The sequence below is a fragment of the Candidatus Leptovillus gracilis genome (assembly GCA_016716065.1).
Classification (GTDB): Bacteria; Chloroflexota; Anaerolineae; order Promineifilales; family Promineifilaceae; genus Leptovillus; species Leptovillus gracilis.
The window spans coordinates 585,198-609,326 of sequence record JADJXA010000001.1 but is presented as its reverse complement, the minus strand read 5'-3'; the positions used below and the strand labels follow the sequence as shown (position 1 = coordinate 609,326).

Annotated in this window: 21 protein-coding genes; 7 read left to right on the top strand and 14 right to left on the bottom strand. The window is 57.5% G+C overall.

Annotated features, from left to right (window positions below):
• Positions 1-70: 70 nt before the first annotated feature.
• The 4 genes from IPM39_02570 to IPM39_02555 all read left to right on the top strand — a co-directional run bounded on the left by IPM39_02570 (position 71) and on the right by IPM39_02555 (position 5,581).
• Positions 71-2,089, top strand: a complete 2,019-nt coding sequence (locus IPM39_02570; protein ID MBK8984957.1) for a S9 family peptidase — start codon at positions 71-73, stop codon at positions 2,087-2,089.
• 60 nt (positions 2,090-2,149) lie between these two features.
• Positions 2,150-2,611 (top strand): hypothetical protein, encoded by a 462-nt coding sequence (locus IPM39_02565; GenBank protein ID MBK8984956.1) that lies wholly within the window; start codon positions 2,150-2,152, stop codon positions 2,609-2,611.
• Positions 2,572-3,621 carry a hypothetical protein gene (locus IPM39_02560; protein ID MBK8984955.1) on the top strand — a complete coding sequence of 350 codons (1,050 nt, stop codon included), beginning with the start codon at positions 2,572-2,574 and terminating at the stop codon, positions 3,619-3,621. The genes IPM39_02565 and IPM39_02560 overlap by 40 nt, the downstream gene beginning before the upstream one ends.
• Positions 3,622-3,793: 172 nt before the next feature.
• Positions 3,794-5,581, top strand: coding sequence for a long-chain fatty acid--CoA ligase (locus tag IPM39_02555; protein MBK8984954.1), 1,788 nt, complete (start codon positions 3,794-3,796; stop codon positions 5,579-5,581).
• 304 nt (positions 5,582-5,885) lie between these two features.
• On the opposite strand, the gene IPM39_02550 is transcribed toward IPM39_02555, so the two are convergent.
• The 4 genes from IPM39_02550 to IPM39_02535 form a co-directional block, all read right to left on the bottom strand.
• Entirely contained in the window at positions 5,886-6,851 is a 966-nt protein-coding gene (locus tag IPM39_02550; protein ID MBK8984953.1) for an aldo/keto reductase, read from the bottom strand.
• Between the two features lie 23 nt (positions 6,852-6,874).
• Positions 6,875-8,485 (bottom strand): serine hydrolase, encoded by a 1,611-nt coding sequence (locus IPM39_02545; GenBank protein ID MBK8984952.1) that lies wholly within the window; start codon positions 8,483-8,485, stop codon positions 6,875-6,877.
• Between the two features lie 109 nt (positions 8,486-8,594).
• Positions 8,595-10,082 carry a serine hydrolase gene (locus tag IPM39_02540; protein ID MBK8984951.1) on the bottom strand — a complete coding sequence of 496 codons (1,488 nt, stop codon included), beginning with the start codon at positions 10,080-10,082 and terminating at the stop codon, positions 8,595-8,597.
• Positions 10,079-10,339, bottom strand: a complete 261-nt coding sequence (locus IPM39_02535) for a hypothetical protein (GenBank protein MBK8984950.1) — start codon at positions 10,337-10,339, stop codon at positions 10,079-10,081. The genes IPM39_02540 and IPM39_02535 overlap by 4 nt, the downstream gene beginning before the upstream one ends.
• Positions 10,340-10,544: 205 nt before the next feature.
• Here IPM39_02535 and IPM39_02530 point away from each other — a divergent pair, with 205 nt between their 5' ends.
• Positions 10,545-10,967, top strand: coding sequence for a PspC domain-containing protein (locus IPM39_02530; GenBank protein MBK8984949.1), 423 nt, complete (start codon positions 10,545-10,547; stop codon positions 10,965-10,967).
• A 50-nt stretch (positions 10,968-11,017) separates the two neighbouring features.
• On the opposite strand, the gene IPM39_02525 is transcribed toward IPM39_02530, so the two are convergent.
• Together IPM39_02525 and IPM39_02520 are read right to left on the bottom strand one after the other, a co-directional pair.
• Complete coding sequence (locus IPM39_02525; protein MBK8984948.1) at positions 11,018-12,481, bottom strand: HAMP domain-containing histidine kinase; 1,464 nt, start codon at positions 12,479-12,481, stop codon at positions 11,018-11,020.
• 13 nt (positions 12,482-12,494) lie between these two features.
• Positions 12,495-13,172 (bottom strand): response regulator transcription factor, encoded by a 678-nt coding sequence (locus IPM39_02520; protein ID MBK8984947.1) that lies wholly within the window; start codon positions 13,170-13,172, stop codon positions 12,495-12,497.
• 310 nt (positions 13,173-13,482) lie between these two features.
• Between IPM39_02520 and IPM39_02515 the strand changes: the two genes are divergently transcribed.
• On the top strand, positions 13,483-14,475 hold the full coding sequence (locus IPM39_02515) for a phosphatase PAP2 family protein (protein ID MBK8984946.1): 993 nt from the start codon (positions 13,483-13,485) through the stop codon (positions 14,473-14,475).
• A 235-nt stretch (positions 14,476-14,710) separates the two neighbouring features.
• On the opposite strand, the gene IPM39_02510 is transcribed toward IPM39_02515, so the two are convergent.
• The 7 genes from IPM39_02510 to IPM39_02480 form a co-directional block, all read right to left on the bottom strand.
• Entirely contained in the window at positions 14,711-17,212 is a 2,502-nt protein-coding gene (locus IPM39_02510) for a serine/threonine protein kinase (GenBank protein ID MBK8984945.1), read from the bottom strand.
• A gap of 30 nt (positions 17,213-17,242) precedes the next feature.
• A complete protein-coding gene (locus tag IPM39_02505; protein ID MBK8984944.1) occupies positions 17,243-18,001 on the bottom strand; it encodes a TIGR00730 family Rossman fold protein in 759 nt (252 codons plus the stop codon).
• 250 nt (positions 18,002-18,251) lie between these two features.
• Positions 18,252-18,800: a serine/threonine-protein phosphatase gene (locus IPM39_02500; protein ID MBK8984943.1), complete on the bottom strand. Its 549-nt coding sequence runs from the start codon at positions 18,798-18,800 to the stop codon at positions 18,252-18,254.
• Positions 18,728-21,172: a GAF domain-containing protein gene (locus IPM39_02495; GenBank protein MBK8984942.1), complete on the bottom strand. Its 2,445-nt coding sequence runs from the start codon at positions 21,170-21,172 to the stop codon at positions 18,728-18,730. The genes IPM39_02500 and IPM39_02495 overlap by 73 nt, the downstream gene beginning before the upstream one ends.
• Positions 21,173-21,259: 87 nt before the next feature.
• Positions 21,260-21,601: an STAS domain-containing protein gene (locus IPM39_02490; GenBank protein MBK8984941.1), complete on the bottom strand. Its 342-nt coding sequence runs from the start codon at positions 21,599-21,601 to the stop codon at positions 21,260-21,262.
• Between the two features lie 4 nt (positions 21,602-21,605).
• A complete protein-coding gene (locus tag IPM39_02485; GenBank protein MBK8984940.1) occupies positions 21,606-22,046 on the bottom strand; it encodes an ATP-binding protein in 441 nt (146 codons plus the stop codon).
• A 65-nt stretch (positions 22,047-22,111) separates the two neighbouring features.
• On the bottom strand, positions 22,112-22,456 hold the full coding sequence (locus tag IPM39_02480; protein ID MBK8984939.1) for an STAS domain-containing protein: 345 nt from the start codon (positions 22,454-22,456) through the stop codon (positions 22,112-22,114).
• 126 nt (positions 22,457-22,582) lie between these two features.
• On the opposite strand from IPM39_02480, the gene queG reads away from it, so the two are divergent.
• Positions 22,583-23,734, top strand: coding sequence for a tRNA epoxyqueuosine(34) reductase QueG (queG, locus tag IPM39_02475; GenBank protein ID MBK8984938.1), 1,152 nt, complete (start codon positions 22,583-22,585; stop codon positions 23,732-23,734).
• Positions 23,735-23,740: 6 nt separating this feature from the next.
• On the opposite strand, the gene IPM39_02470 is transcribed toward queG, so the two are convergent.
• Positions 23,741-24,109, bottom strand: coding sequence for a response regulator (locus IPM39_02470; protein ID MBK8984937.1), 369 nt, complete (start codon positions 24,107-24,109; stop codon positions 23,741-23,743).
• Positions 24,110-24,129: the final 20 nt, after the last annotated feature.

The window sequence follows — 24,129 nt, the reverse complement described above, 5'->3', positions numbered from 1 at the left end:
TTGCCAGACAGGCCATTCATGCGTTACCATTGCGGTGTTAGATGATTATCGAATCCCATTGGAGGAATGTATGCCCACAAAACCCAAACGTCATTTGACCGCCGAAGATTTGTACCGTTTCAACCTGATCACCGATGCGCGCATTGCCCCTGACGGCCGTGCCGTCATCACCGCCGTGCAGCGCATTGACCCCAAAACCGAAAAGAAATTCAGCAATTTGTGGTTGGCCCCCACCGGACCGGGTCGCCCGCAGCAGTTCACCTATGGCGACCAGGTAGATACATCGCCGCGCTGGTCGCCCGACGGCCGTACCATTGCTTTCCTCTCCAATCGCCAGAATGAAAGGCAGATGCAGGTGTATCTCATCCCGGTGAACGGCGGCGAGGCCCGGCCGTTAACCAGCCTGAAAGGGCAGTTTGGCAGCCTGGATTGGTCGCCCGACGGCCGTCGCCTGTTGTGCACCTTCCGCAAACCGGACAAAGCCGCCCTGGAACGGGAGAGCGATGAGCAAAAGAAAAAATTAGGCGTCGTCGCCCGCCACGTGACCAGCCGCACCTTTTTTAAGATGGACGGCGAAGGCTACCTGCCCGACGAGCGCTGGCACATCTGGACCATTGATGCCCAAAATGGCAAAGCCACCCAACTAACCGACAGCGAGAACCATGACGAAGTGAACCCGGTCTGGTCGCCAGACGGCCGTTTCATCGCCTTTACCTCCAACCGCCAGCCCGACCCCGACCAGACGCCCGACCGCGACGACGTGTATGTCATCCCGGCCGAGGGGGGCGAGATGCGGCTCATCCCCACCCCGGTCGGACCGTTGGGCGCGCTGGCTTATTCGCCAGACGGCCGTGCCCTGGCCTACCTGGGTGTGGACGGCGAAGGCCAATGGTGGCGCAACGTAAGCCTTTGGATCGTTGGCTCCGACGTGGACGGCGCACCGGCGCGCAACCTCACCGCCGCCGCCGACTTGCACTGCGTAGATGTGACCAGCGGCGACATGGCCGGCGGCGTGCAAATGCCACCCACCTGGGCCAACGACGGCCAATCTATCTTCTTCCAGGCTTCGCGCCACGGCGACACCGCCCTCTACCGCGCCACGCTGGACGGCCAACCGGCCATCGAACGGCTGCTGCCCGATCCCGGCCAGCTTGGCCCTTACACCTGGGACGCCGCCCAGCAGAAAATGGCCTACGTACTTAACACCATGACCCGGCCGGGTGAACTGTATGTCTGGGATAGGGAAAACGGCCGTTCCCGCCAACTCAGCCGCTTCAACGAGAACTGGCTCAAACGGCTGCACCTGGGCCAGATCGAAGAAGTGTGGTTCAAAGCGTATGATGGCTACGACCTGCACGGCTGGATTTTGTTCCCGCCCGATTTCGACCCGGCGCAGACTTACCCATCCATCCTGCAAATTCACGGCGGGCCGCAGGTGCAGTATGGCAACGCCTTCATGCACGAATTTTTCTTCCTGGCCGCCCACGGCTACGTGGTTTATTTCAGCAACCCACGCGGCGGGCAGGGGTATGGCGATGAACACAGCAAGGCCATCTGGCACAATTGGGGCACGGTAGATTATGACGACGTGATGGCCTGGACCGACTACATGGCCGGGCAGTCCTACATAGACGTCAACCGCATGGGCGTCACCGGTGGCAGCTACGGCGGCTACATGACCAGCATGATCATTGGGCGCACGCAGCGGTTTAAAGCGGCCGTTACCCAACGCAGCGTGAATAACCTGGTCAGCATGTGGGGGTCCAGCGATTTCAACTGGGCCTTCCAACAGACCATCGGCCAGGACAAACCCCCCTTCGACAACCTGGAACAGTATTGGCGGCTGTCGCCCATGAAATACATCGGCAATGCCCAGACGCCTACCCTCGTCATCCACAGTCAGGCCGATTACCGCGTCGCCCAGGAGCAAGGGGAACAAGTTTTTGTGGCCCTGAAACGGCTGGGCGTAGACACCGAACTGGTGCTGTTCCCCGACGAACCGCACGGCCTCTCCCGCGTCGGCCGCACCGACCGCCGCATCGTCCGCCTGAACCACATCCTGCGCTGGTTTGAGAAATATCTGAAATGAACTGGTTTAGAGGTGTCAAATCTTTAAGATTTGACGCCTCTATTTTCAAGCGAGGTTCCCATGCTAGTCGTCATCAGCGATTTACATTTTGTAGACGCCACCGCCGGCGACCACAACCTGCCGGCCAAAGCCTTCGAGCAGGTGTTCATTTCCAAGATCATCTCGCTGGCCCGGAAAAACAAGGCCACCGAGATGAAGCTCTTGCTGTTGGGCGATATCCCGGACCTGATCCGTTCCGAACAATGGTTCGAGGAAGCGCCTGAAGATCGGCCGTGGGGGGCCAACGCCCTGCGCGACATTCCCAACCCGCGCCTGGGCAGCCGCACAGAGCGGCGCTGCCTGGACATTTTGGGCCGCTTCCCGGACTCCGACCGCCGCGCCGATGTGCCGAAAAACAGCATCCTCTACCAGAATTGGGCCACGTTTGAATTTTCCGCAACTTCCACAAAATCATCCACGATGAGGTGGGGCGCGCGATACCGGTGCAGATTATTTTTGTGGTGGGCAACCACGACCGCCTGATCAACCTCTACCCCTCTCTGCGTGACGAACTGCGCAAGATGTTGGGCCTGACGGTGAACGGCAACACGGTGCAAATTTTGGATGGCATGGAATGGTGGTATCCCTATGAATTTAGGGACAGCGCCTATGGCGTATTTGCCCGGCACGGCCATCAGTATGACGTTTACAATTACAACGGCTCGCCCAACTACGGCCGCGAAGACCATTTGCAGGTTCCCATTGGCGATGTGATCGCCACCGAGTTTGCCGTCAATTTGCCGCACACGCTGCGGCTGCTGCAAGCGGAATACCCGACTGTCAGCGATGAGCTAGTAATGGCGATGCAGGATATTGACAATGTACGGCCGTTAGGCCGCATGATGGAATGGTTCTACTCCAAAATGAGGCAGGTGGATGACCCCACAGTGTTAGAAGCACTGGACAAAACCCTGGACACTGTCGTCAATAACCTGTTCGACCTGGAATTTGTTAAGAACTGGCGCAACCCAAATACCCGCGTAGACGAACTGCTGCGCTTCTTTAGCCGCACGCCCTTCAACGAAGTCATTGAAATGTTGACCCGCGTGACCGATTCCAACAGGCTGCTGCGCCTGCTGCTGCCCAGCATTGAACGGCGCATGAGCGAGGACCCAGTAGACAGCTATACAAAGGGCGCTTTTTATGAAGAAGAATGGAAACGGCCGGACAGCGCCACCCGCTTTGTGGTGTACGGGCACACCCATATGCCAGTGATGCGCCCGCTGGATGTGGTAGAGGGCCGTGATGTCCTTTACCTGAACAGCGGAACCTGGCGCGGCCGTTTTTATCGCACCATCTCCCTGGACCGGTCGGCCGATTTTATCGCCTTGAAGCAGTTGACCTACCTCGTCTTTTACAACGCCGAAGAAGACAAAAATGAGAAAGAATCCGGGGCCATCGGCTTTGAAAGCTGGACGGGCAATCAAAAGAAGGAATACGAAAAAGACGCCGACAAGCAGGCGGCATTTGTGGTTCCCAAAGCCCCAGAGTGATGGCCGCTGCGGTTTTCGCTGCCTGATGTGGTGGACGACGACGCTTAACGGCCGTTCCCGGACAGGAGACGGCCGTTTTTCTTCCCCCATGATATGACGTTTGTCACTATGCAATCTCGCCATTTCTGCCATACTCCCGCATAAGACTTGGTCCTTCGCCAAAGGAGAAAATATGGACAACCAACACCTGGCTGTTGTCATACGCCAAAGTGCGCAAACCTACGCCGCCGAACCCGCCATGCGTTACCAACAAGGGGGGCAATGGCAAACCATCAGCTATCAGACGATGGGCGAAACCACAAATACCATCGCCCGCGCCTTGCTGGCTCTGGGCGTGCAGCCCGGCGCACGCATCGGTATTTTCGCCGAAAACCGGCCAGAATGGGCCTTGGCCGATTTTGGCATTCTCAGCGTGGGCGGCGTTTGTGTGCCGATTTACGCCACCAACACCAAACACCAGGCCGCCTACATCATAGACGAAGCGGCCATCACCATTCTCTTCACCGGTGGGCAGGAACATTACGACAAAGTTCAAGCCATCATCGAGCGTTCACCCAGCCTGCAAACCATCATCTCCTTTGACGAAACCACCAAACTGCAAGGTGAACGTTCCTTGCATTTCAGCCAATTTTTGCAGCTTGGCGCCGATCCAGCCAGCAGCCCGGAGATTGAAGCCCGATTGTCCGCCGCCTCCGCCGACGATCTGGCGACCATCATCTACACCTCCGGCACTACCGGCGAACCAAAGGGCGTGATGCTCACCCACGCCAATATCTACCATCAATTTAAGGCCATGGATGGGCAGTTTACTGTTGGTCCCGGCGACCGCTCGCTGTGCTTCCTGCCGCTGACGCACGTCTACGAGCGAACCTGGTCCTATTTCATCTTCAAAACCGGCGCCGTCAACTACTATCTGGCGAATCCCAAAGCGGTGATTGAGACAATGCAAGAGGTGCGCCCCACCGTCATGGTCAGCGTGCCGCGCCTCTACGAGAAAATCTATGCCGCCGCTTACGCCGGTTTGGAACGAGGCTCGGCCGTCAAGAAGAGATTGTTTCATTGGGCCATCCGCGTAGGCAGCGACTATCAGTACCGGCTGAAGGATAACCGGCCGGTGGGCGTCTGGCTGGCGGCGCAGCATCGTCTGGCCGACCGCCTGGTCCTGAGTAAGGTTCGGGACGTGGTGGGAGGCTCCAAGAATTTCTTTTCGGCCGGCGGCGCGCCGCTGGCGCGGGAGATTGAGGAATTTTTCTTTGCCGCCGGGCTGTTGGTCTGTGAGGGGTATGGGCTGACGGAAACGTCGCCGATGGTGACATTTAACACGCCCAAAGCGTTCAAATTTGGCACAGGCGGCCGGCCCATTCCCGACTGCCAGGTGAAATTTGGCGTGGATGGCGAGATTTTGGTCAAAAGCCCCAGCGTGACGCAGGGCTATTACAACAAACCAGAAGCCACGGCCGAAGCGTTTGTGGATGGCTGGTTCCGCACCGGCGACGTGGGTGAATTTGACGCTGACGGCTTTTTGCGCATCACCGACCGCATCAAGGATTTAATTATTACGTCGGGGGGGAAGAACATTGCGCCGCAGCGGATTGAAACGGCCCTTGCCAAAGACCATTACATCGAGCAGTTCATCGCCATTGGCGACCGGCGCAAATTCATCAGCGCCCTGGTTGTGCCCAACTTTGTCGCTTTGGAGCAGTACGCCCAGGCGCAAGGCATCGCCTTTACGGCCGTGTCTGATCTGGTGCAGCATCCAGACGTTATCGCCTTTTACCGCCAGCGTATCGAGGCCGCGTCACAAGAGCTGGCGAATTATGAGCGGGTCAAAGCCTTCACGCTGCTGCCCGCCTCCTTCTCCCAGGAAACCGGCGAACTGACGCCTACGCAGAAAATCAAACGCAAGGTCGTCGCCCAAAAATACGCGGCGCACATCGAAAGCATGTATCCCGCCGATTAGCCATCGGGGCTTGGTTCATTGAGCAGAACATCTTTTTTAGGCATGATTTATTCCAGGCGATATGTGCTTTACAAATTTGGCAAGAAAGCGCGTCATGCTGAGGTCCCCCGAAGCATCCCCCTCCTCTGCTGGGAGCGGGATGCTTCGCTCCGAAGACTCCGCTCAGCATGACAATTCAGCGTAAATTTGTAAAGAAGATGTTTCGCTTGATGAACCATGCCCTTTTTTACAAATTTACGCCGTAATCCGGAAAATCATTCTACAAATTGGGCGAAGATTTCTCTGGACACACTTATCAGGTGATCTATTTCCAGGCGGTAGTGGCGTCTAAAGCCGCTTTTTCGTCCGGGTGAAGGGCAACGACCGTGCCCCCCAGCGTATCTACCAGTTGGGCAATGGAATTGGCTCCGATAATCGCCGAGGTGACGGCCGGGTTGGCCAACACCCAGGCAATCGCCATTTGGGCCACCGTGGCATTGTGGGCGGCGCCTGATTCAGCCAGTTTGTCTACGGCCGTAAATCCCTGTTCATTCATGTACCGCGACTGCACCCCACCGGCGCGCACCGACTGCGGCAGCGGCGTGTCCCGGCGATATTTGCCGGTGAGGAAGCCGCCGGCCAGCGGGCTGTAGGGGATGACGCCAATGCCCTGATCCAGGCATAACGGCTGCAATTCCCGTTCAAATTCGGCGCGGTGGACCAGGCTGTAATGGGGCTGCAAACTGTCGAAACGGGCCAGGTTCTTCACGTCGCTGATCCACAAAGATTTGGTCAGCAGCCAGGCGGGGTAGTTGGAGCAGCCAATGTAACGGACCTTGCCATCACGCACCAGGTCGGTAAGCGCCTGGAGGGTTTCGTCCAGCGGCGTTTCCTCGTCGGGCCAATGGACCTGGTACAGGTCTATGTAGTCGGTTTGCAGCCGTCGCAGGCTGTCGGCGGCGGCGTTGAGGATGTGTTGGCGCGACAAGCCTTCGTCGTTAGGGCCATCGCCCATGCGGCCGCGCACTTTGGTCGCCAGAATCACATCCTGGCGGCGGACGCTGCTCTGGCGCAGCCAATCGCCAATAATCTGCTCGCTGACGCCGCCGTCGTTGCCATCTACCCAACGGGAATAAACGTCGGCCGTGTCTATGAAGTTGATGCCCTGAGTAATGGCCTCGTCCAATATGGCAAAAGCGCCGGATGCGTCGGTGGACCAGCCAAATTGCATGGTTCCCAGGCAGATAGTGGATACTTTGAGGCCGGTGCGGCCCAAACGACGATATTCCATGAAGTCACCTCTTTGTGATGGGGTTAATTGTTGGTTTGCGCCGCCGGTGGGTCTATAGCGGCGTTGGGATCGGGCACGGCCGTTGCTTCGGCGTCGGGTTGTTCTTCGGCGGCCTGGGCAGCGGCGGCTTCGGCGGCTTCACGGACGGCCGCTTCACGCAGTGAACGGTCAATCGGGTCTTCCAGGTTAGGGTTTTCGTAGTTAAAGTAATTGTAAACCGCCCGCGAAATCTCGCGCAAAATCGGGAAGCTGATTTCGTGGTCCAACCAGTTGCCGGTGTTACCAGCTCCCAGCGAAAGGTATTCCACAATCACATAATCGCCGCCAGGGGAGAAAACAATGCCGGCGTCGCCGTGCGTCACCAGGTCCCAACCATGCTTGTGGGAGACGGGCACGTTTTCGGGCACGCCGAAGCGGATCAGGTTGCCTTCTTCGTTGAGGACCATCAGGTCTAGAATGGCCTGGCATTCCTGGGCTGTCACCTCGCCGGGGTACACAGCCATCAACGCGCCGCCGCCTTTGGCGCAGTAGTAGAGCATCGAAAGCAGCGAGCCGATTTCTTCGGCGGTGGTCTGCATGGCTGTGTCGGGGATCATGAGTAAATCCGTGCGGGAGTTGGCCGGGGTGACGTAAGTGGTCGGACGAGTAGTGGGAGCTGCGGCGTCGTAGGGCACGGCCATGAAGGTATTGACCAGACCGAGGCGTTTCATGGAGGCGGTGAGGATGTCTGCCCCTTTGTAGGTGTTGTATTCTCCGGCGATTTCATGGAGCAGCAGGTTGGCGCCAAAGTTGCTGGACTGCACGGCCGTATCGTAAAAAAGCCCCTGCACATAGTCGTTGGGTGGGCCATCCAACGCGCGATACGCTTCCAAAAAAATGGCGATTTTCAGGATGCTCAGGCCGGAAATGGCGATGTCGCCATTGATCGAGATTTCCTCGCCTGTCTGTAAATCCATGATAAACACACTGCTAACGCCGCTGAAGGCATCTACTTGCTTTTGGATGTTGTTTTGCAGAAACGAGATGTCGAATCCTGGCGCTTCCTGGTCTTCGACGACCAGTTCCACCTGGCGGTTTTGTGGCTCGTAGAGAGCTTGTTCGATGGCCGGCAAACTGGCGGCCACATTGGTGGCGTAGCCCGGCTTGCCCATCTCGTAGGTCCCGGTGGTTGTATTGAGTTGGGGTGGTTGGGCCGGTTTGTCCAGGAAAGCGGCTACGGTTTGCAGGCGTTCCTGCAGGGCCGCCCGGTCGTGGGTGGCTTGCAGCTCAATGGTGATGGGTTCCATGGTGCGCCCCACCAGGAAGCGCAAATACCCCTGCCACATATCTTGCTGGCTGACATAAGCCTCGGCTTCGGCCATCATCGCGTCCATGTCCAGGGTAAAACCAGCCATCTGCGGTTCCAACTCCACAATTTCCTGGCGATAGCTGAGGCGGATGGGGGTGTAGTAGTGGTCTTGTAGGGCAACGGCCGTTTCCTCGGCCGTCAGTTTGCCCACGTTTACGCCAGCCATTACCATGCCGGGAGGCATGTTTTCGCGGCCCTGCATATACAAGAATGCCTGATAAAGCAGGTACAGCCCACTTACCAAGAGGAGCAGCAGAAATAAAAATCGTTGCAGCTTTTTTAACATGGTGGTTTGGGGCGCGCCTGGTAGCCGTAAACCGAAGTCCGTTTTCCGTTGGCATTTGCCAGAGGCAGCGCCCTACGGAATACCGATTACGGAACACCGATTACTGGTACTAGTTGGCTCGCGCATCTGTCAGATAAGGATTATCGAAGTTAAAGAAATTGTAGGCGGCGCGGGAGATATTCGCCAGCAGTGGCGAACTGACCTCCCATTCCAACCAGTTGGGTTTATACAGCAGTTCGACGATAACATAATCGCCGCCGGGCGAAAAGACGATGCCGGCGTCGCCGTGAGTATCGCTAATCCAGCCATGACGGTGGGCGACGGGCACGGTGGGCGGAACGCCGCTCTCCAGCAGGCTTTCAATGCGATTTTGCGCCATGTAATCGAGCATTTGCTGGCATTCGTCCTGGCTGATTTCGTCTTGGAACAGGGCGGAAAATGCGCCGCCCTGCCCCTGGGCGCAGTAATAGAGGTGGGCCAATAACATGCCGATGTCTTCGGCGGTGAACTGGCGGTAAAGATCAGGATTGGCGCGTAGGATTTCGGTGGAGTTGGCGGGGGTGGATAACGGCCGTTGCCCCGCCCGCGGATCCGCCGCAAAGGGGGTGAGCAGATATGTGTTTACCAAACCCAGGCGCTGCATCAATTCCGTCACCTTGCTGGCTCCCAGGTAAGGGTCGTCGGTTCCGGCGATAATGGCGAGTAACTGATTGGCGCTGGCGGGGTCTGGCTGAACAATTAATGTATCGGAGATAAGCTGGCGCTGGGCCAGCGTGGGCACGTTGTCCAATTGACGATACAGTTCCAGAACAATCGGTATGCGCAAGATGTCCAGGCCAGACAAGGGCATGTCGGCGTTGATGGACACTTCCTCGCCTGTTTTAAGGTCGTAAATGAAAATGGCCGCCGCCCCACCGGTGGTTTGTTCATACTCTTGCATGTAATTGACGAGCAGGCGGGTGAGCAGGTTGATTTCCGGCCGTTTGGGCTGCAACGGTTCAACAACCAGATGGGCTTCGCGGCTGGATGGCCGGTAAAGCGCCGCTTCCACATCGTCGAAGCTGGCTTCGATGTTGGTACTGGTGCCAGATTCGCCATACTGAAAGCTGAGGCTGGTGGGCACGGGCTGCGGCGGCTGCGCCGGTTTGTCTGTAAGGCCGGCAATGTCCTTAAGCAGCTCGCGCAGGGCTTCCCGGTTATGGGTCGCATAGAGGGGCACGGGTTCCACTTCCACCGGCCGTCCCCACAAAAAGCCCCAAAATCCGGCCCAAAAATCTTGCTGGAAGCGCTGATAATCAGCCTGACTGAGCATCGCTTCCAGGTCCAGCGTAAATTCGGTGCGGGTGGGGCTTATTTCAAAAGAATCGGCATTGTGGTAGATGAGAACGGGAGCGTCCAGATACCGGTTGTTCAAAATGTCGCCGGCCTCGTCGCGGGTCATACCGCCCACATTGATGCCGGCGACGGTGAGGCCGGTGGGGTAATAGCCGCGCGCGCCGGCGTATTGGTATAGTTTAACCAGGAGGAAAAGGGTCACCGCCAGCAGCAGTGAGACGGTGATCCATTGCCCTAGTCCGGGTGATGAGTTCTTGTTCATAGGGGTGTGTTTGCCTGGGGAGATTCGCGGCGGTTGAGCCAACCGCCGGGCAGCCCCCAGGGGAAGCATGGGTGGACTACAGGGTGCAGCAGCAGAATACGGCCGTCTTCATCCAGCGCCACCATACCAACGCCAACCGGACGTTTGTGGGCCACAAAGTGGCCCACAATAGCCATGCCTCGGCGCATCAACCATTGCAGCGCCGGCCAGGCCATCAGGCGCGCAGCGCGTTGTTTCCACAAAAAAGAAAATGACATACAAACTCTAAACCTCAACAAGCCAGTATAGCAAAAATAGGTCGGGTCGTCAGCCATGCCGGGCGTGGTTCAGGGGACTCTCATGTAGTTGGCGGCAAACTGTCAGCGGAACATAGGCGGCGCAACTTTCAAATTTTACTCCCGTATAGTGCCACAACAGCGCCAGAAATGGCGTTTAAGTTACAAGATGTATTGGAGGTTTATCATGTCTCAAAACAAATTAACGCGCAGTGAAAGCGATAAGATGGTCGCCGGTATCTGCGGCGGTCTGGCTGCTTACCTGGACATAGATCCGGTGCTGGTGCGTCTGGCTTTTGTCGCGTTGTTCGTCGCCAGCGGCATTGGCTTCCCCTTATACCTCATCTTATGGGTGGTGATGCCGCGTGAAGCAACGGCCGATGCGTCTGACGCCGAGGTGCTGCAAGATAACATCAAAGAGCTGAAACAAACAGTCAGCGAGGGGGCCAACCGGTACGGCCGTCCGGCTACCGTTGGCATGGTTTTTATCATGCTGGGGGCGTTCTTTTTGTTGCAGCAGTTGGGTTGGACGGGTTGGCTGGCCGGAGCGTTTTGGCCGCTGTTCCTTATCGGCCTGGGCGTCCTCTTGTTAATTCGCCGTCGTGGATAAGCTCACGGGGCCGGCAGGGCGAATGGGAGGGGAAGTTCCTTTCATTCGCCCTATTTTTCTTTGCGACGGGAGGAGCCAAGCAGACGTAAACTGGAAAGGGTACGGCCGTTTTCCGCCCGCACTTCCTCCACTTTGTTAACTTTTTCCAACACAGGCAGCGCCACCGTAAACGTCGTGCCCATATTCACTTCACTGTCCACGTAGATGTCCCCACCATGCGCCTGCGCCACCCATTTGGCAATCGCCAGACCCAATCCAGAGCCACCCTGCGACCGGTTACGCGCCTTATCCACCCGGTAAAAACGATCAAAAATAAACGGTAAATCTTCGGGCGGAATGCCCACGCCATTATCGCTAACCGTCATTTGCGCCCAACCGTCGGCTTGCGACAGGTTTACCGTCACCCGGCCACCTTTGGGTGTGTATTTCATGCCGTTCTCTACCAGATTCAGCAGCAGCTGCTTCAATCTGTCCGGGTCGCCATTCACGCAGACCTGATCCACCTCAGTAACAACCACATCCACCGGCTTACCCAGCAGACTGACCTGTCGGTACACCTCAAACAGCAAATTATCCAATTCAACCGGTTTCAGGGTTAGCGGCAGACCGCCGGCATCGGCGCGCGCCAGCAATGTCAGGTCGCCCACCAGCCGGGTCAGGCGGTCCACTTCTTCCTGGATAATCTCTAACGATTCCGGATCGCCATCCCCCATGCGCCGCATCAAATCCACGTTGCCGCGAATAGCCGTCAACGGAGTTCGCAGTTCATGCGACACGTCGGCCATGAGCCGCTGCTGCGTCTGGAAAAGCCGTTCCAGGCGCTCCAACGTCTCGTTCAGGGCGCGGGCCAATACCCCAATCTCGTCAATGCGGTCAGAATGAGGCACGCGCAGGCTCAGGTCATCGGCGCGGGAAATCTGGTTGGCGACGGTGGCAATATCGTCCAACGGCCGGAACAAGCCTGGCGTCAGCCAAACCGCCAGGAACAACGAGCCGGTGGCCGCCGCAAACCCAACCAGCAGCGCCACAGCCAACAGCCGGTTAAAACTGGTGTAGGTATTTAACAGGCGCGCTACCTGCAAATAGCCAACAATGCCCAGATCAGGGTTGTTATTCAGATATAACGGTCTCGTAAAAACGCGCAGCGACGTGTTGTCCCGTTGGCTCAGGCTGAAGATCGGCTCATCGCCCAGCGTGTCCGGGTCCAGCAAGTCATCAAATCCCGCTAGATTATTGGACTGCGCCACAACGGTTCCCTGCTTATCAGTAATAAGCAAAAAGGTAGAAGCAGTCTCAAAGGTTGCCAGGTCATTGGGGATAGCCACCAGGAGGTTTCCCAGCCTATCGGTTATCAGGCTGGCGCTTACGATCTCCGCGCTCAGGGCTTGCAGGCCCGAATCCACTTCCGCCAGAATCCGGTTGCTGGGCAGAAAATAAACGATCATCGCAAACAGGACAAAGGCGCCAGAAAAGATGATCGTATAGATCAGGAGAAGGCGGTTTTGGATGGACAAGGGTGTATCTGTATCAGGCTTCTTCGCGCAAAACGTAACCGATGCCACGCACCGTATGAATGAGACGGGTCTGGCCGTCGGTCTCGGTTTTTTGGCGCAAATAACGCACGTAAACTTCGATGATGTTGCTTTCGCCGCCAAAGTCATAGTTCCAAACGCGGTCGAAAATGACTTCACGGGTGAGGACCTGGCGCGGGTGGCGCATGAACAACTCCAGCAGTTCATACTCTTTGGCCGTCAGGTCAAAGTTGCGCTCGCCCCGTTTGCCCTGGCGCGTGCCGGTGTCTAACTCCAGGTCGGCAAAGCGGTAGACCTGGGGCTTGGTGGGCTGCGCCCGGCGCAGCAGGGCGCGCACGCGGGCTACCAATTCGTCAAAAGCAAATGGTTTTACCAGGTAATCGTCGGCGCCGGCATCCAGGCCAACGACGCGGTCTTCGATGGTCTCTTTGGCGGTGAGCATCAGAATGGGGACTTCGCTGGCAGCGCGGATACGGCGGCAAACTTCCAGCCCATTCATGCCGGGCAACATCAGGTCTAGCAGCACCAGGTCGGGCGGATTTTCCCGCGCCAGTTCCAGGCCAGTTTGCCCATCGGCGGCAGCATCTACGCGGTAGCCTTCAAATGTCAGGCCACGTTGTAAAAATTGGCGAATACGATCTTCATCTTCAACGACTAAAATTCTTGCAGACATAAACACCCTCCAGTCAGGTTCATCAATAGATTATAAACCGCCCCGCTCAGGGCGCAACCGCCGGGAACCAACTAGACGGCATTACGGGCCAAACTCTCAGCGAAAACAAATGTCGCCTCTGGTTATCGCGCGTTGGGCGGTAATAAATCCAATTGCTGACGCTGGTTGACGTGATGGAACATGCGCGGCTACAATCTACATGGGAAGAGTAGGACGTACACACATCCAATCATCGTTTTGTGGTGTGGCGCTTATGTAAAGTCCTGACTATTTGGCGACAATAAAACTATATCGTGGCAGGAGGACGCACATGGACCCACTTTTAGAGATGGGGCTAAATGTAACCCGTTGGCTGCAAGAAAATTATCCGCAGCTTGCCGGCTTTTTTACGTTCATTAGCACCCTGGGATTGGAAGAATTTTATCTGGCTTTGTTTCCATTGATTTACTGGTCTATTAACAAACCAGTGGGCGCGTTATTTGCCTATTTATTTTTATTAACAAATGCTTTTAATCCAGTGTTAAAGCATGGCTTAAGAGGCCCACGGCCGTTCTGGTTTGACCCTGACTTGATGTTGTGGGAAGAGTCCAGCTATGGCGTGCCCAGCGGCCATGTGCAGTTGGCGACGCTGACCTATTTGTTCATCGCCGGGTGGATTCGGCGCTGGTGGGCCTGGGTGGTGGCGGTGGTGATGATTATTCTGATGGCCTTGAGCCGCATTTACCTGGGTTCGCATTTTATTCATGACACGGTGGTTGGCTTTTTGGTGAGTGGGCTGGTGCTGTTGGGCTTTGTGTTTTGGCAGCAGTATGCGGCCAGAGCATTTAGCCGGCGCATTTTAGGTTTTAAGCTGATGGTGGCGCTGATGGTTCCGGTGGCATTCACGGCCGTTTACATCATCATCCGGCTGCTCATTGGCGCGCCAGACCTGAGTGTGCCCTGGGCGGCTTATATCCCTGTGGCCGAATTGGCCGGTATGGAGGGCATGGCAACGGCCGTTGGTGTGCTGTTGGGCGCTGGCGTCGGTCTTTTGTTGGAAGGCAGCCGGATTCGCTTTCGCAGCGACGGCCGTTGGTATTTGCGTATCGGCCGTTACCTGTTTGGCATGGCCGTTGCTATGGGCATCCGCGTTGGTTTAGACCTCATCTTCCCCAGCGACCCCTTGTGGCTGGCCCTTCCCCTGCGCGTTTTCCGCTATTTTGTCATCGGCATCTGGATCACCTATTACGCGCCGCTGGTGTTTGTGCGCCTTAAGCTGGCCCAGGCCGATCCGGATCGCGGCATTGATTTGACCATCGCCTGACGTATGCAGGACAGGGATTCCCAGGATTTGCGGATAGGGGGGCGAGAAAACAATCCGTCAATCCTGCCAATCTGTTGTCAATTGAGCTGAATGTAAATTTTGTCAGTCAACTGGCGGCAAGGCCTGTATTTTCAGGGGAGACTTCATGAGTGGGCTGCACCACCACTACGAATGAAAACTCTGGGAGCGCAGGCGTCTCGCCTGCCGGGGCGGACGGGACGTCCGCGCTCCCATTTCAGGGGAGCGGCCAGATGGTGAAGTTCTCGTAGCCGGTGGTAGTATCGGCGATTTCGTTGCCCTCGAAAAAGGCGGCGACAACGGCCACGTCACCCGCATCCAGGCGGTCGCCCAGGTAAAGGGCGGTGATGTATTGGCCGTTGAGAAAGAATACGCCGGTCTGGTCATAGGCAATTAAGGTCAGGGTGTTGCTTGCCTCTTCGTCTACTGCCAGGTTTTTCACAACCCCATCCTCTAAAAAATAATCATCGTCAGGACGCCGATCCACCAGGTTCCACTCGCCATCGGAAGAGATAATAAGCCAGTATTCTTGCTCCACTTCGCGGAAAGCAAAGCCCCAATCCCAACCGCCGGTCGCCGCGTCGTAGGGATTGCTAAATTCCACCTCAGCCACAAAGTTACGCAGTTCGACGTTGGCAGCCTGCATTTTGATGTAGTTGTCCAGCACGTGGGTCAATTCGCCGCTGGTGGGGCCATAGGTAGGCACGTAGCCCCACACGCCAAAGGATTCATAGCGTGTGGTGGCCCCGGCTTGTTCATTGCTGCTGTAGAAGCCGGTTCCCAGGGCCAGGTTGCCCAAATCGGTACGGGTAGAGAGGTCGAGAGTGTCTATGAACTGGTCGTTGAGGAAGAAGTAACCGATGTCTTCGGTGGCGATGAGGCGGATGTGGTTACGGCCGTTTGCCGCTAATTCCAGATATTGACTGACGTTGCCTTCCTGGATGAAGTCGTCTGTGTCGCCAGCGCGATTGTTCAGGCTCCATTTGCCATCGGAGCCTACCACCAGGCGGAGTTCTTCGTCTACGGCCGTTTGCCGGAAAATCAGGCCAAAATCCCAGCCATTATCGGCCGCGTCGTAGGGATTGATCACGCTGGCCTGGGCGACAAAATTGCGCAGATTCACGCTGGCATAAACCGATTCAATGGTGTTGTCCAATTCGTGGGCCAGGGCGCCGGAGCGTGGACCATAGACGGCCGGCAGGCTGTTGGTTCCGGTGAGGGCCAGGCGCGTCGCTTCCAGGCTGGCGCGCGTAGCCTGGGGGTCGTTGCCAGTGGGTGTGCCCACGGCGGCGCGGGTAGCCGCGGCGGCGCGGGTAGCTGCCAGACTGTCGCGGGTGGCCGCCAAAGTATCGCGGGTGGCCGCCAGCCCATTGGCGCTGCTGCTGTTGGCCGGTGCGGTGGTGGGCGTATTGGCAGCGGCCGTCACCGTCGCTGCTGCGGCAATTTGCTCACGGGTGGCGGCCAATTCGGCCCTGGTGGTTGCGGCGGCGGCTTCGGCGGGGTCCAACAAGGGGAAACCAACGGCCGTCGCCGTGCCCTCAAAAACGGCCGCCAGCGTGGGGTTCAGGTCCGCCAGAATCTCGTCCCGGTTGCTCACAAGCAGTCCCACCACCCCAGCCAGGCAAAGACACAACAAAAACAGCGCGCCGCTCATCACTGCCGCCCACACGGGAAAGGTGCGCTCCGGGTTGTAGGGCGGGGTGATGGGAGGAACGGCGGCGCTTTTGGGCGGCAGCAGGTCAGCCGACTGGCGTAAAACCTCGGCGGCCACAGCGTCGGCCAGTTCTGGCGGTGGTTCATCTACGGCCGTGCCGCTGGCCGGCGCGCTTTTTTCCGCCAACTCTGGGGCGATGGCCGCTTGCATGGTTGCCAACTGTGCCTGAACTTCAACGGCCGTTTTGTTTTTTTGCGTCAGCGTACTCAGGGCGGCGTTCAGGTCAGCGGCATTGGCAAAGCGGTCGTCGCGCTCTTTGGCCAACGCCCGGCTGACAACCAGTTCCGCTTCCGGCGGCAGATCCGGCCGGTTTTTGAGGATTTGCGGGACCGGCTCCAGGACGTGTTTCATCATCATTTTGGCCGGGGTATCGGCCTCGTAGGGAAGCTGGCCGGTGAGCATTTGGAAGAGGATAACGCCGAGCGCATAGATGTCGGAACGGCCGTCTAACTCCTTGTCGCCATACACCTGCTCTGGACTCATATAGGTGGGTGTGCCCACCAGGCTGCCGCTGGCCGTCAGGTTAGAATCGGACGTGGTGACGCGCACAATGCCAAAATCGGCCAGAAAAGCATCGCCGTACTGGTCAAACAATATATTGCTGGGTTTCAGGTCGCGGTGGATAATGCCCTCGCTGTGGGCGCGGTCCAGAGCGGAGCCGAGACGCTGCAAAATTTCAGCCGATTCTTCGATGGACAGCGGCCCATCTTCCAACCGGTCGGCCAGCGATCCGCCGGGCATATAGCGCATCACCAGATACAACACGCCATCATCTTCGCCATAGTCATACACCGGCACGATGGCTGGGTGTTCCAATGCGGCGATGGTTTTGGCCTCCCGATTAAAGCGCGCCCGAAATTCGGGGTCATGCATAAATTGGCGCGGCAGCAGCTTCACGGCGACGTGACGTTCAAAGCGCGGATCATAGGCACGGTAGACGGTCGCCATGCCCCCGCGCCCGATTTCTTCTTGAATGTCGTAACGGCCGATTTTTTCTGGTTTCATAGTGCCCCAATCGTCAATCCTTCGGCAAGCTCAGGACCCATCGTCAAGCTCATACACCTGGCGGGTTACTTCGCGGGCCGCCTGCTCCTGGCGCTGCCGCTCTTGTCCCTCCTGGGTGCAGCGTAGAATATGGGCGCACACTTCCGCGGGCGAATCGGCCAGGATGAGCAGGCTGAGGTCTGGTGGGGAGATACGGCCGTTGCCCAGCACCATCTCTTTCAGCCAATCCAACAAGCCGCGCCAGTAAGCGCTGTCATACAAAATCACCGGGAAGTTTTCCACCTTACCAGTCTGGATAAGGGTCAGCGATTCAAACAATTCGTCCAGCGTACCAAAACCGCCGGGGAAAATCACAAAACCCTGCGCGTACTTTACCAGCATCGTTTTGCGCACAAAAAAGTAATGGAAATCAACGGCCACATCCACGTGCGGGTTGAGCTGCTGCTCGAAAGGCAGTTCGATGTTCAGGCCAACAGACGTAACGCCGGCCGCTTGCGCGCCCTCATTCCCGGCGGCCATAATACCCGGTCCGCCGCCGGTGATAATGTTAAATCCGGCCTCGCCCAGGCAGCGAGCCGTGGCTACGGCCGCCTGATACAGCGGATGGCCGGGCGCGATACGCGCCGAGCCAAACAAGGTGATGGCCGGGCCTAAACCGGCCAGGGCATCGAACCCGGCGACAAATTCGCCCATGATGCGCATCACCCGCCAGGTGTCGCTGCGGGTAAATTGGGTGGGGTCGGCCGCTGGCGCGGTTAGCAGTTGTTTATCTTGGGTCACTTTTTTCATGTATCATCCATCGGAACCCTGACAGGTTGATGAGTCGTCAGGGTAACTATCCACCACGGAGGCACGGAGATTAAACCTGTAAATCCTCTGTGTTCTCCGTGGTGCAATCCCAAAGGGGTGTATAAATGCTCGTCAGCTTTTTATTGTTAGGTGGCAACTACTAAACCTGTCTGGATTAAACCGCGGAGAGCGCGGAGGTGTATCCAGAGAAATCTCTGCGTTCTCCGCGCCTCCGCGGTTAGTAGTTATGTTAGATGGTTTTCATCACCACCAGAGTAATGTCGTCGGATTGGGGCGTGTCGCCAGCATGGTGGCGAATGGCCTGGGTGATGGCCTGCACGGTGTCGGCGGCCGATTTTTTCCGATGGTTCGCCGCTGCTATGCGCAGCCGCTCCAAACCGAATTCATCATAATCTTCGTTCATGGCTTCGGTGACGCCATCGGTATAGAAGATGAGCGTGTCGCCGCCCTGCACATGGATGCACTGCTGTTGGATGGTTATTTGGGGCAAAACACCCAGGGCCATCCCAACGCCGTTAAGAAGTTGAAAACGGCCGTTCCGATTCAACAACAAAGGTGGGTTATGGCCGCCATTGGCATACGTCAGGGTCCGTGTTTTGGCATCCCAGACGCCATAAAACACTGTCACAAACAAGTCCGACTGCGCCTCGTTGTCCAAAATTTCGTTGGCGCGCATCAGCACCTGCGCCGGGTTTTGCTGCCGGTTTAGGGCCACCGTGCGTAAAATGGTGCGGCTGAGAGCCATGAACAACGCTGCCGGTACACCTTTATCGGCCACATCGGCGACGATAATCCCCCACTGGTCGTTCTCCAGACGGATAAAATCGTAGAAATCGCCGCTGACCTGGCGGGCGGCCAACCAAAGCTGGCGACCTGGCAGCCGGGGATGTTGGGGCTGCCATAGGGCAGCAAACTGGCCTGGATTTCGCGGGCAACGTTGAGTTCCTGCTCCAGCCGAGTGCGTTCGGCTGCCAGTTCGTAAAGCTGGTTGTTGACAACGGCCGTTGCCGCCTGATGGGCAATTCCGCTCAAAATGCTGATACGCCGCAGCGAAAGGTTCCGTTCCCTGGCCTGTGTCACGCCCACCACCAGCGCGCCGACCAGTTGGCCGCGCGCGTTCAACGGAAAGGCGTGGGCGTGGGACGAACCCAACACCTTCGCCAGCCAGGGAGCCAGGGGAAAGGTGTAATAAGGAGCGTGGGGTGTCAGGGTACCGGCCTGCGTATGGGTGGTCAGAAATTCGTTCTGCTCCAATTCCAGCGTAGACAGCAGCCCCAGGCTCATCTCTGAGATGCCATAGCTGGGGCCAGGGCGGAACGCTTCGCGATCCGGGTCCCAGATCAGGACGACGGCCGATTCCACGCCCACCAACATGGGAACCAGGCGCACGATGGTATCCAGGATTTCGTTCAGGTCGAACAGGCTGTTGACGGCTTCGGCCGTTTGCAGCAGGGCGGCGTTGACCCATGCCTCTTCCTGTTGGGCAATGCGCAGGCAGGCGCTTTCGATGGCCCGCGCCGACGTGTCGAGGATGATTTGCAGCAGCTCAGAGCGGCGGGAAAAGGCGTTTGCCGGGCTGGACGCTTGCAGATCGCTGATGATCATGATGCCCAATATGTCGCTGGCGGTATGCAGCGGCAGCAGCGTCAGCGTCAGGGGGCCGTTCTGCTCTTTTTTGCCCAACAGCTTACGCGGCCAGGGCGGCGGCGAGGTGGTCGTCAGCGGTTCGCGGCCGATGTGGACAGCATCCAACGCCCCCCAATCGCCAACTTGCAGCCAGAGTTGGGCAAACCAACTGCCAAACTGGCGCGACGCGCCAAACACGTCGCCGCCGTGATAAGCCTGCTGCTCTTTGTCCCACAACAGGACCGCGCAAAAGGAGAGGCCGAGCAGCATGGGGGTGATGCGGGTAACGGCCGTCACAATTTCCGCCAGCTCGCCGCTGCGCCCGACAGTTTCGGCCACTTGCAATTGGGCGGCCGTCAGCCACGCCTGTTCGCGCTGCCAGCTTAACTGGCGCGTTTTTTCAATGGCGATGGCGATTTCGGCGGCCAGGGCGGCCAGCACCACCTGTTCGTTGTGGGTGAAGGCGTTGACCGACGGACTTTGCACATCCAACACGCCAATCACCTGCTCTTCGGCGAGCAAGGGGATGGCGATTTCCGCTTTGGTGGGGGGAACGGCCGTTGTCTGGTTGATTTCTGGCAGGTAGCGGGGGTCTTCGTCGGTGTTGTTGGCGACGATGGTCTGGCGCTGGGCAACGGCCGTGCCGATGATGCCCTGCCCCGGTTGCAAGCGAGCGTCCAGATTGGCGATCTGGGGGTTGCTGCTGGCCTCAATAACCGCCTCGCCGGTTTGCGGGTCTACGCTGAAAATGTTGACCAGATGAAAGTTGAAGGTTTTTTGGGTGGCCTGAACAATTTTCTCGAACATTTCGCGTAGTTCATAGGCGCCGGTTACATCACGGGCGATCTTGCCTACCAGCTCTAGTTGGGCGGCGCGCTGCCGCTGTTGGTCGAACAGGCGGGCATGGGCGATGGCCGCGGCAGCCTGGTTGGTGAGGATCATCAGGCGGCGCAAATCCTCTTCGCTGAAGTGGGACGGCCGTAAACTTTGCGCAGTGATCACGCCGATCACTTCTTCACCGCTGATGAGGGGCAGGAAGATGGCCGAGCGAGGCGGCGTATCGGTGATGTAGCGGGGCCTGGCCGGCAGGCGCGGCATTTCTTTTTGAAAGTCGCGCACCAGCAAAGGGAGGGCAGACTGCCGCACCCAACCGACGATGCCACCTTCGTCGCTGAGATCGAAGATGCGGGGGGTGTCTTGAGGACGGCCGTCAACCATCCAAAATAATATCTCGTAAAAATGGTCGTCGAACAGGCCAATCTGGAAGTTGCTGTTGTCAATGACCTGGCCGCATTCCTGGGCGATCAACACGCACAGGCTCATCAGGTCCAGTTCGGCAGCGACGATGGAACGGCCGGCGGCGCTTAGCGCCTCCAATTCGGCCACACGCTGCATCAGCGCCTGGCGCGAGCGATAACGGCGCACGCCAATGAGTCCCAGCAGCGTCATGGCGACGATGACAACAAATAAAGTCAGCGATGGCCCGGATAGACCGCCCATTGCCTGTAAAACGTAGGATGACATGTCCATTAGAGCCAGATGTGCGAGGGTCAAAGGTTGGTTAATTGGTTAGTTGGTAGGATAACAAACCAACCAACCAACTATTCCCGCCTAAATCAACATGGCCGACAGTGCTTCTTCCTGGGTTGGGTAAATCTGGAATACTTTGTCGAAACCAATCATAGTGAAGATTTCACAGATGCGATCATTCAGGCCAAACAAGATGAGGTTGCCGTTTTGGGCGCGCGCTTTGCGCCAGGCGCTGACCAGGCAGCGCAAACCGCCGCTGTTGATGTAGCTTACGTCACTCAGGTTGACGATGAGGTGGTACTGCTCTTCATTGAGTAGTTTGATGAGTGTATCATTCAGGTGGGGCGTCTGGCTTTGATCCAGCCGGCCACGAACTTCAACTTGCCAGATGCTGTTGGCTAACTGTTGTTGACTGATGTTCATCCGCTTACTCGTGATTGATCTGTTTGATCATGATGAGGGTGTTGCCTTTTTGCTGATCAAACATGTACTGTATGTCGTCCATCAACGTGCGCATAAAATGGATGCCCAGACCGCCCACTTTCAGGTTTTCTGGTTCGGGGATTTCAGAGAGTTCGGAGATGGCTGGTGTGGGGACGTTGGCGGGGTCGAAGGAACGGCCGTGATCATGAAAGGTGATCACAAAATCATTGCCATTTACCCGCCAACTCACTTCGATGTCCCCTCTATCTTCGCCTTCATAGGCGTGTTCGATGATATTGGTGCAGGCTTCGTCGCAGGCTAACTCTATGTGAAACGTGGCCCCGTCAGCCAGGCCAGACAGTTTTGCGCCCTGCAGAATGAAGTCGCAAATTTGCCGGACGTTGTTGTAAAGACCACGAACCTTGAGGACGTGTTGTTGGCCCATAAACGTTGGGGTGAGACCTTGTTCAGTGTTCAGTGACTTCCGACTACCACCAGGGTCTCAATAGGTTAGAAGCTGCCCACGGCGGCCGTCAGGTCGTCGTAGGTTTGGAATAGAACGGTTAAACCGGCCAGAGAAAAAACCTCGTTCACGCGCTGTGAAGGGGCTGCCAGCCGCACATCGCCGCGCTTTTTCTTGGCTTCGCGCAAGGCAGCGACGATGGCGCGTAACCCGGCGCTGCTCATGTATTCAACGCCTGATAGTTCCACGACGATATTGTTGTTTTCTTCGAGGAGTTGTTTCAGGGTGTTGTCTAGTTGGGCGGCGTTGCTGCTGTCTATACGGCCGCCTACCGTTAACACAGCTACGCGCTTATGCGTTTCCACAGAGATATTGATATCAGATTCGCTCACAATGCCTTCCTCCTTATGTGCAGGGAACGGGTATTATGAGGGGATTATACCATAAGAAAAATAGTTGGTAGTTGGTAGTTGGGAGTTGATGGTTGGTAGTTGGGAGTTCATTGTTACAATGGGGGAATGATTGGCTTGGTGGATGGATTGAAGGCGAAGGCCAGGGAGCTGGGGTTTGACAGCGTGGGGGTGATCCCGGCTGCGCCGGGTCGGCGGTTGGCAGCTTATTTGCACTGGTTGGAGCGAGGATTCCAGGGAGAAATGGGCTATATGGCGCGGCCGGACCGGGTGGCCCGGCGGCAAGATTTGCAGGTGATTTTGCCAGGAGTGCAGGCCATTGTGTGTGTGAGCCTGGGCTATTTTACGCAGCGGCTGCCAGCATTCGTTGCCCAAGACCCCAGCCGCGGTCGCATCGCCAACTACGCCTGGGGTGTAGATTACCACGATGTGATGACACCCCGCCTCGAAGCCCTGGCTGACTGGCTGCGCCTGGCGGGCGGCGGTGATGTGGTAAACCGGGTGTATGTGGATACCGGGGCCATCCTGGAGCGCGATCATGGCGAAACGGCCGGTTTGGGCTTTACCGGCAAAAATACCATGCTCATCCAGCCCCGACGCGGCTCCTGGTTTTTCCTGGGCGAACTGCTCACCACCTTTCCCCTGGCCGCTGCGCCACCCCTATCCGAAATCCATAATCCGACATCCGATATGCCTTCCTGTGGCAAGTGCCACCGCTGCCTGGATGCCTGCCCGACCAATGCCTTCCCAGAGCCTTATGTGCTGGATGCGCGGCTCTGCATCTCTTACCTGACTATTGAATTGAAGGGGTGGATTCCGCGTGAGTTACGGCCGTTGCTGGGCAATTGGCTTTATGGTTGCGACATTTGCCAGGATGTGTGCCCATTTAACCGTTTTGCCCGCCCGCCTGCGGCTTGGGGGGTGGAGCCTGGGTGGTGGGATTCGGCCGCGCCGCCCCTGCTGGCGATGTTGGCGCTGGACGAGGCGGCGTTTGCCGCGCGATTTGCCCACAGCCCCATCCGGCGGATTAAGCGGCGGCGACTGTTACGCAATGCGTGCGTGGCGGCGGGCAATTGGGGCAGCACAGCGGCCCTCCCCGCTCTCATCCCCCTGCTGGCCGACCCGGAACCCCTCATTCGCGGCCACGCCGCCTGGGCCCTGGGCCAGATAGGGGATGAACGGGGGATAACGGCCGTTGCCCACGCCCTGACCCTAGAACCCGATGAAGAGGTCCGGCAAGAAATGCTGCTGGTTGGGTGATGGATACTACCCAACCAAAAAATGGCGCATCTGCGCCAGCAGTGTTTGCATCTCCACCGGCTTGCTCAAAAAGGCGTTGGCGCCGGCGTTTAACCCGGCGGCAATGGCCTTGTCCTGGGAATTTCCACTCAACATAACAATAGGAATACCGGCCGTCTCCGGCTGCACCCGCAGCCGTTGGCACAATGTCAGGCCATCCATATTGGGCATCATCACATCCAAAATAATCAAATCCGGCGGCTGCGCGGCGATTTTAGCCAGCGCGTCCAACCCATCTTCGGCGGTGAAAACCGTAAACCCTTCCATTTCCAGAATAATCTGCAAAATTTCGCGGGTGGCTTGCTCATCATCTACAACCAAAATCGTTGAACTCATACATACTTCTCCCCGTGCTT

Bases quoted from the DNA above. Each gene is read 5' to 3' on its own strand.
- queG (MBK8984938.1), top strand. From the start codon at position 22,583: ATGATTGGCTTGGTGGATGGATTGAAGGCGAAGGCCAGGGAGCTGGGG.
- IPM39_02565 (MBK8984956.1), top strand. From the start codon at position 2,150: ATGCTAGTCGTCATCAGCGATTTACATTTTGTAGACGCCACCGCCGGC.
- IPM39_02530 (MBK8984949.1), top strand. From the start codon at position 10,545: ATGTCTCAAAACAAATTAACGCGCAGTGAAAGCGATAAGATGGTCGCC.
- IPM39_02515 (MBK8984946.1), top strand. From the start codon at position 13,483: ATGGACCCACTTTTAGAGATGGGGCTAAATGTAACCCGTTGGCTGCAA.
- IPM39_02535 (MBK8984950.1), bottom strand. From the start codon at position 10,339: ATGTCATTTTCTTTTTTGTGGAAACAACGCGCTGCGCGCCTGATGGCC.
- IPM39_02570 (MBK8984957.1), top strand. From the start codon at position 71: ATGCCCACAAAACCCAAACGTCATTTGACCGCCGAAGATTTGTACCGT.
- IPM39_02495 (MBK8984942.1), bottom strand. From the start codon at position 21,172: ATGTCATCCTACGTTTTACAGGCAATGGGCGGTCTATCCGGGCCATCG.
- IPM39_02470 (MBK8984937.1), bottom strand. From the start codon at position 24,109: ATGAGTTCAACGATTTTGGTTGTAGATGATGAGCAAGCCACCCGCGAA.
- IPM39_02540 (MBK8984951.1), bottom strand. From the start codon at position 10,082: ATGAACAAGAACTCATCACCCGGACTAGGGCAATGGATCACCGTCTCA.
- IPM39_02545 (MBK8984952.1), bottom strand. From the start codon at position 8,485: ATGTTAAAAAAGCTGCAACGATTTTTATTTCTGCTGCTCCTCTTGGTA.
- IPM39_02510 (MBK8984945.1), bottom strand. From the start codon at position 17,212: ATGAAACCAGAAAAAATCGGCCGTTACGACATTCAAGAAGAAATCGGG.
- IPM39_02520 (MBK8984947.1), bottom strand. From the start codon at position 13,172: ATGTCTGCAAGAATTTTAGTCGTTGAAGATGAAGATCGTATTCGCCAA.
- IPM39_02550 (MBK8984953.1), bottom strand. From the start codon at position 6,851: ATGGAATATCGTCGTTTGGGCCGCACCGGCCTCAAAGTATCCACTATC.
- IPM39_02505 (MBK8984944.1), bottom strand. From the start codon at position 18,001: ATGAAAAAAGTGACCCAAGATAAACAACTGCTAACCGCGCCAGCGGCC.
- IPM39_02555 (MBK8984954.1), top strand. From the start codon at position 3,794: ATGGACAACCAACACCTGGCTGTTGTCATACGCCAAAGTGCGCAAACC.
- IPM39_02490 (MBK8984941.1), bottom strand. From the start codon at position 21,601: ATGAACATCAGTCAACAACAGTTAGCCAACAGCATCTGGCAAGTTGAA.
- IPM39_02485 (MBK8984940.1), bottom strand. From the start codon at position 22,046: ATGGGCCAACAACACGTCCTCAAGGTTCGTGGTCTTTACAACAACGTC.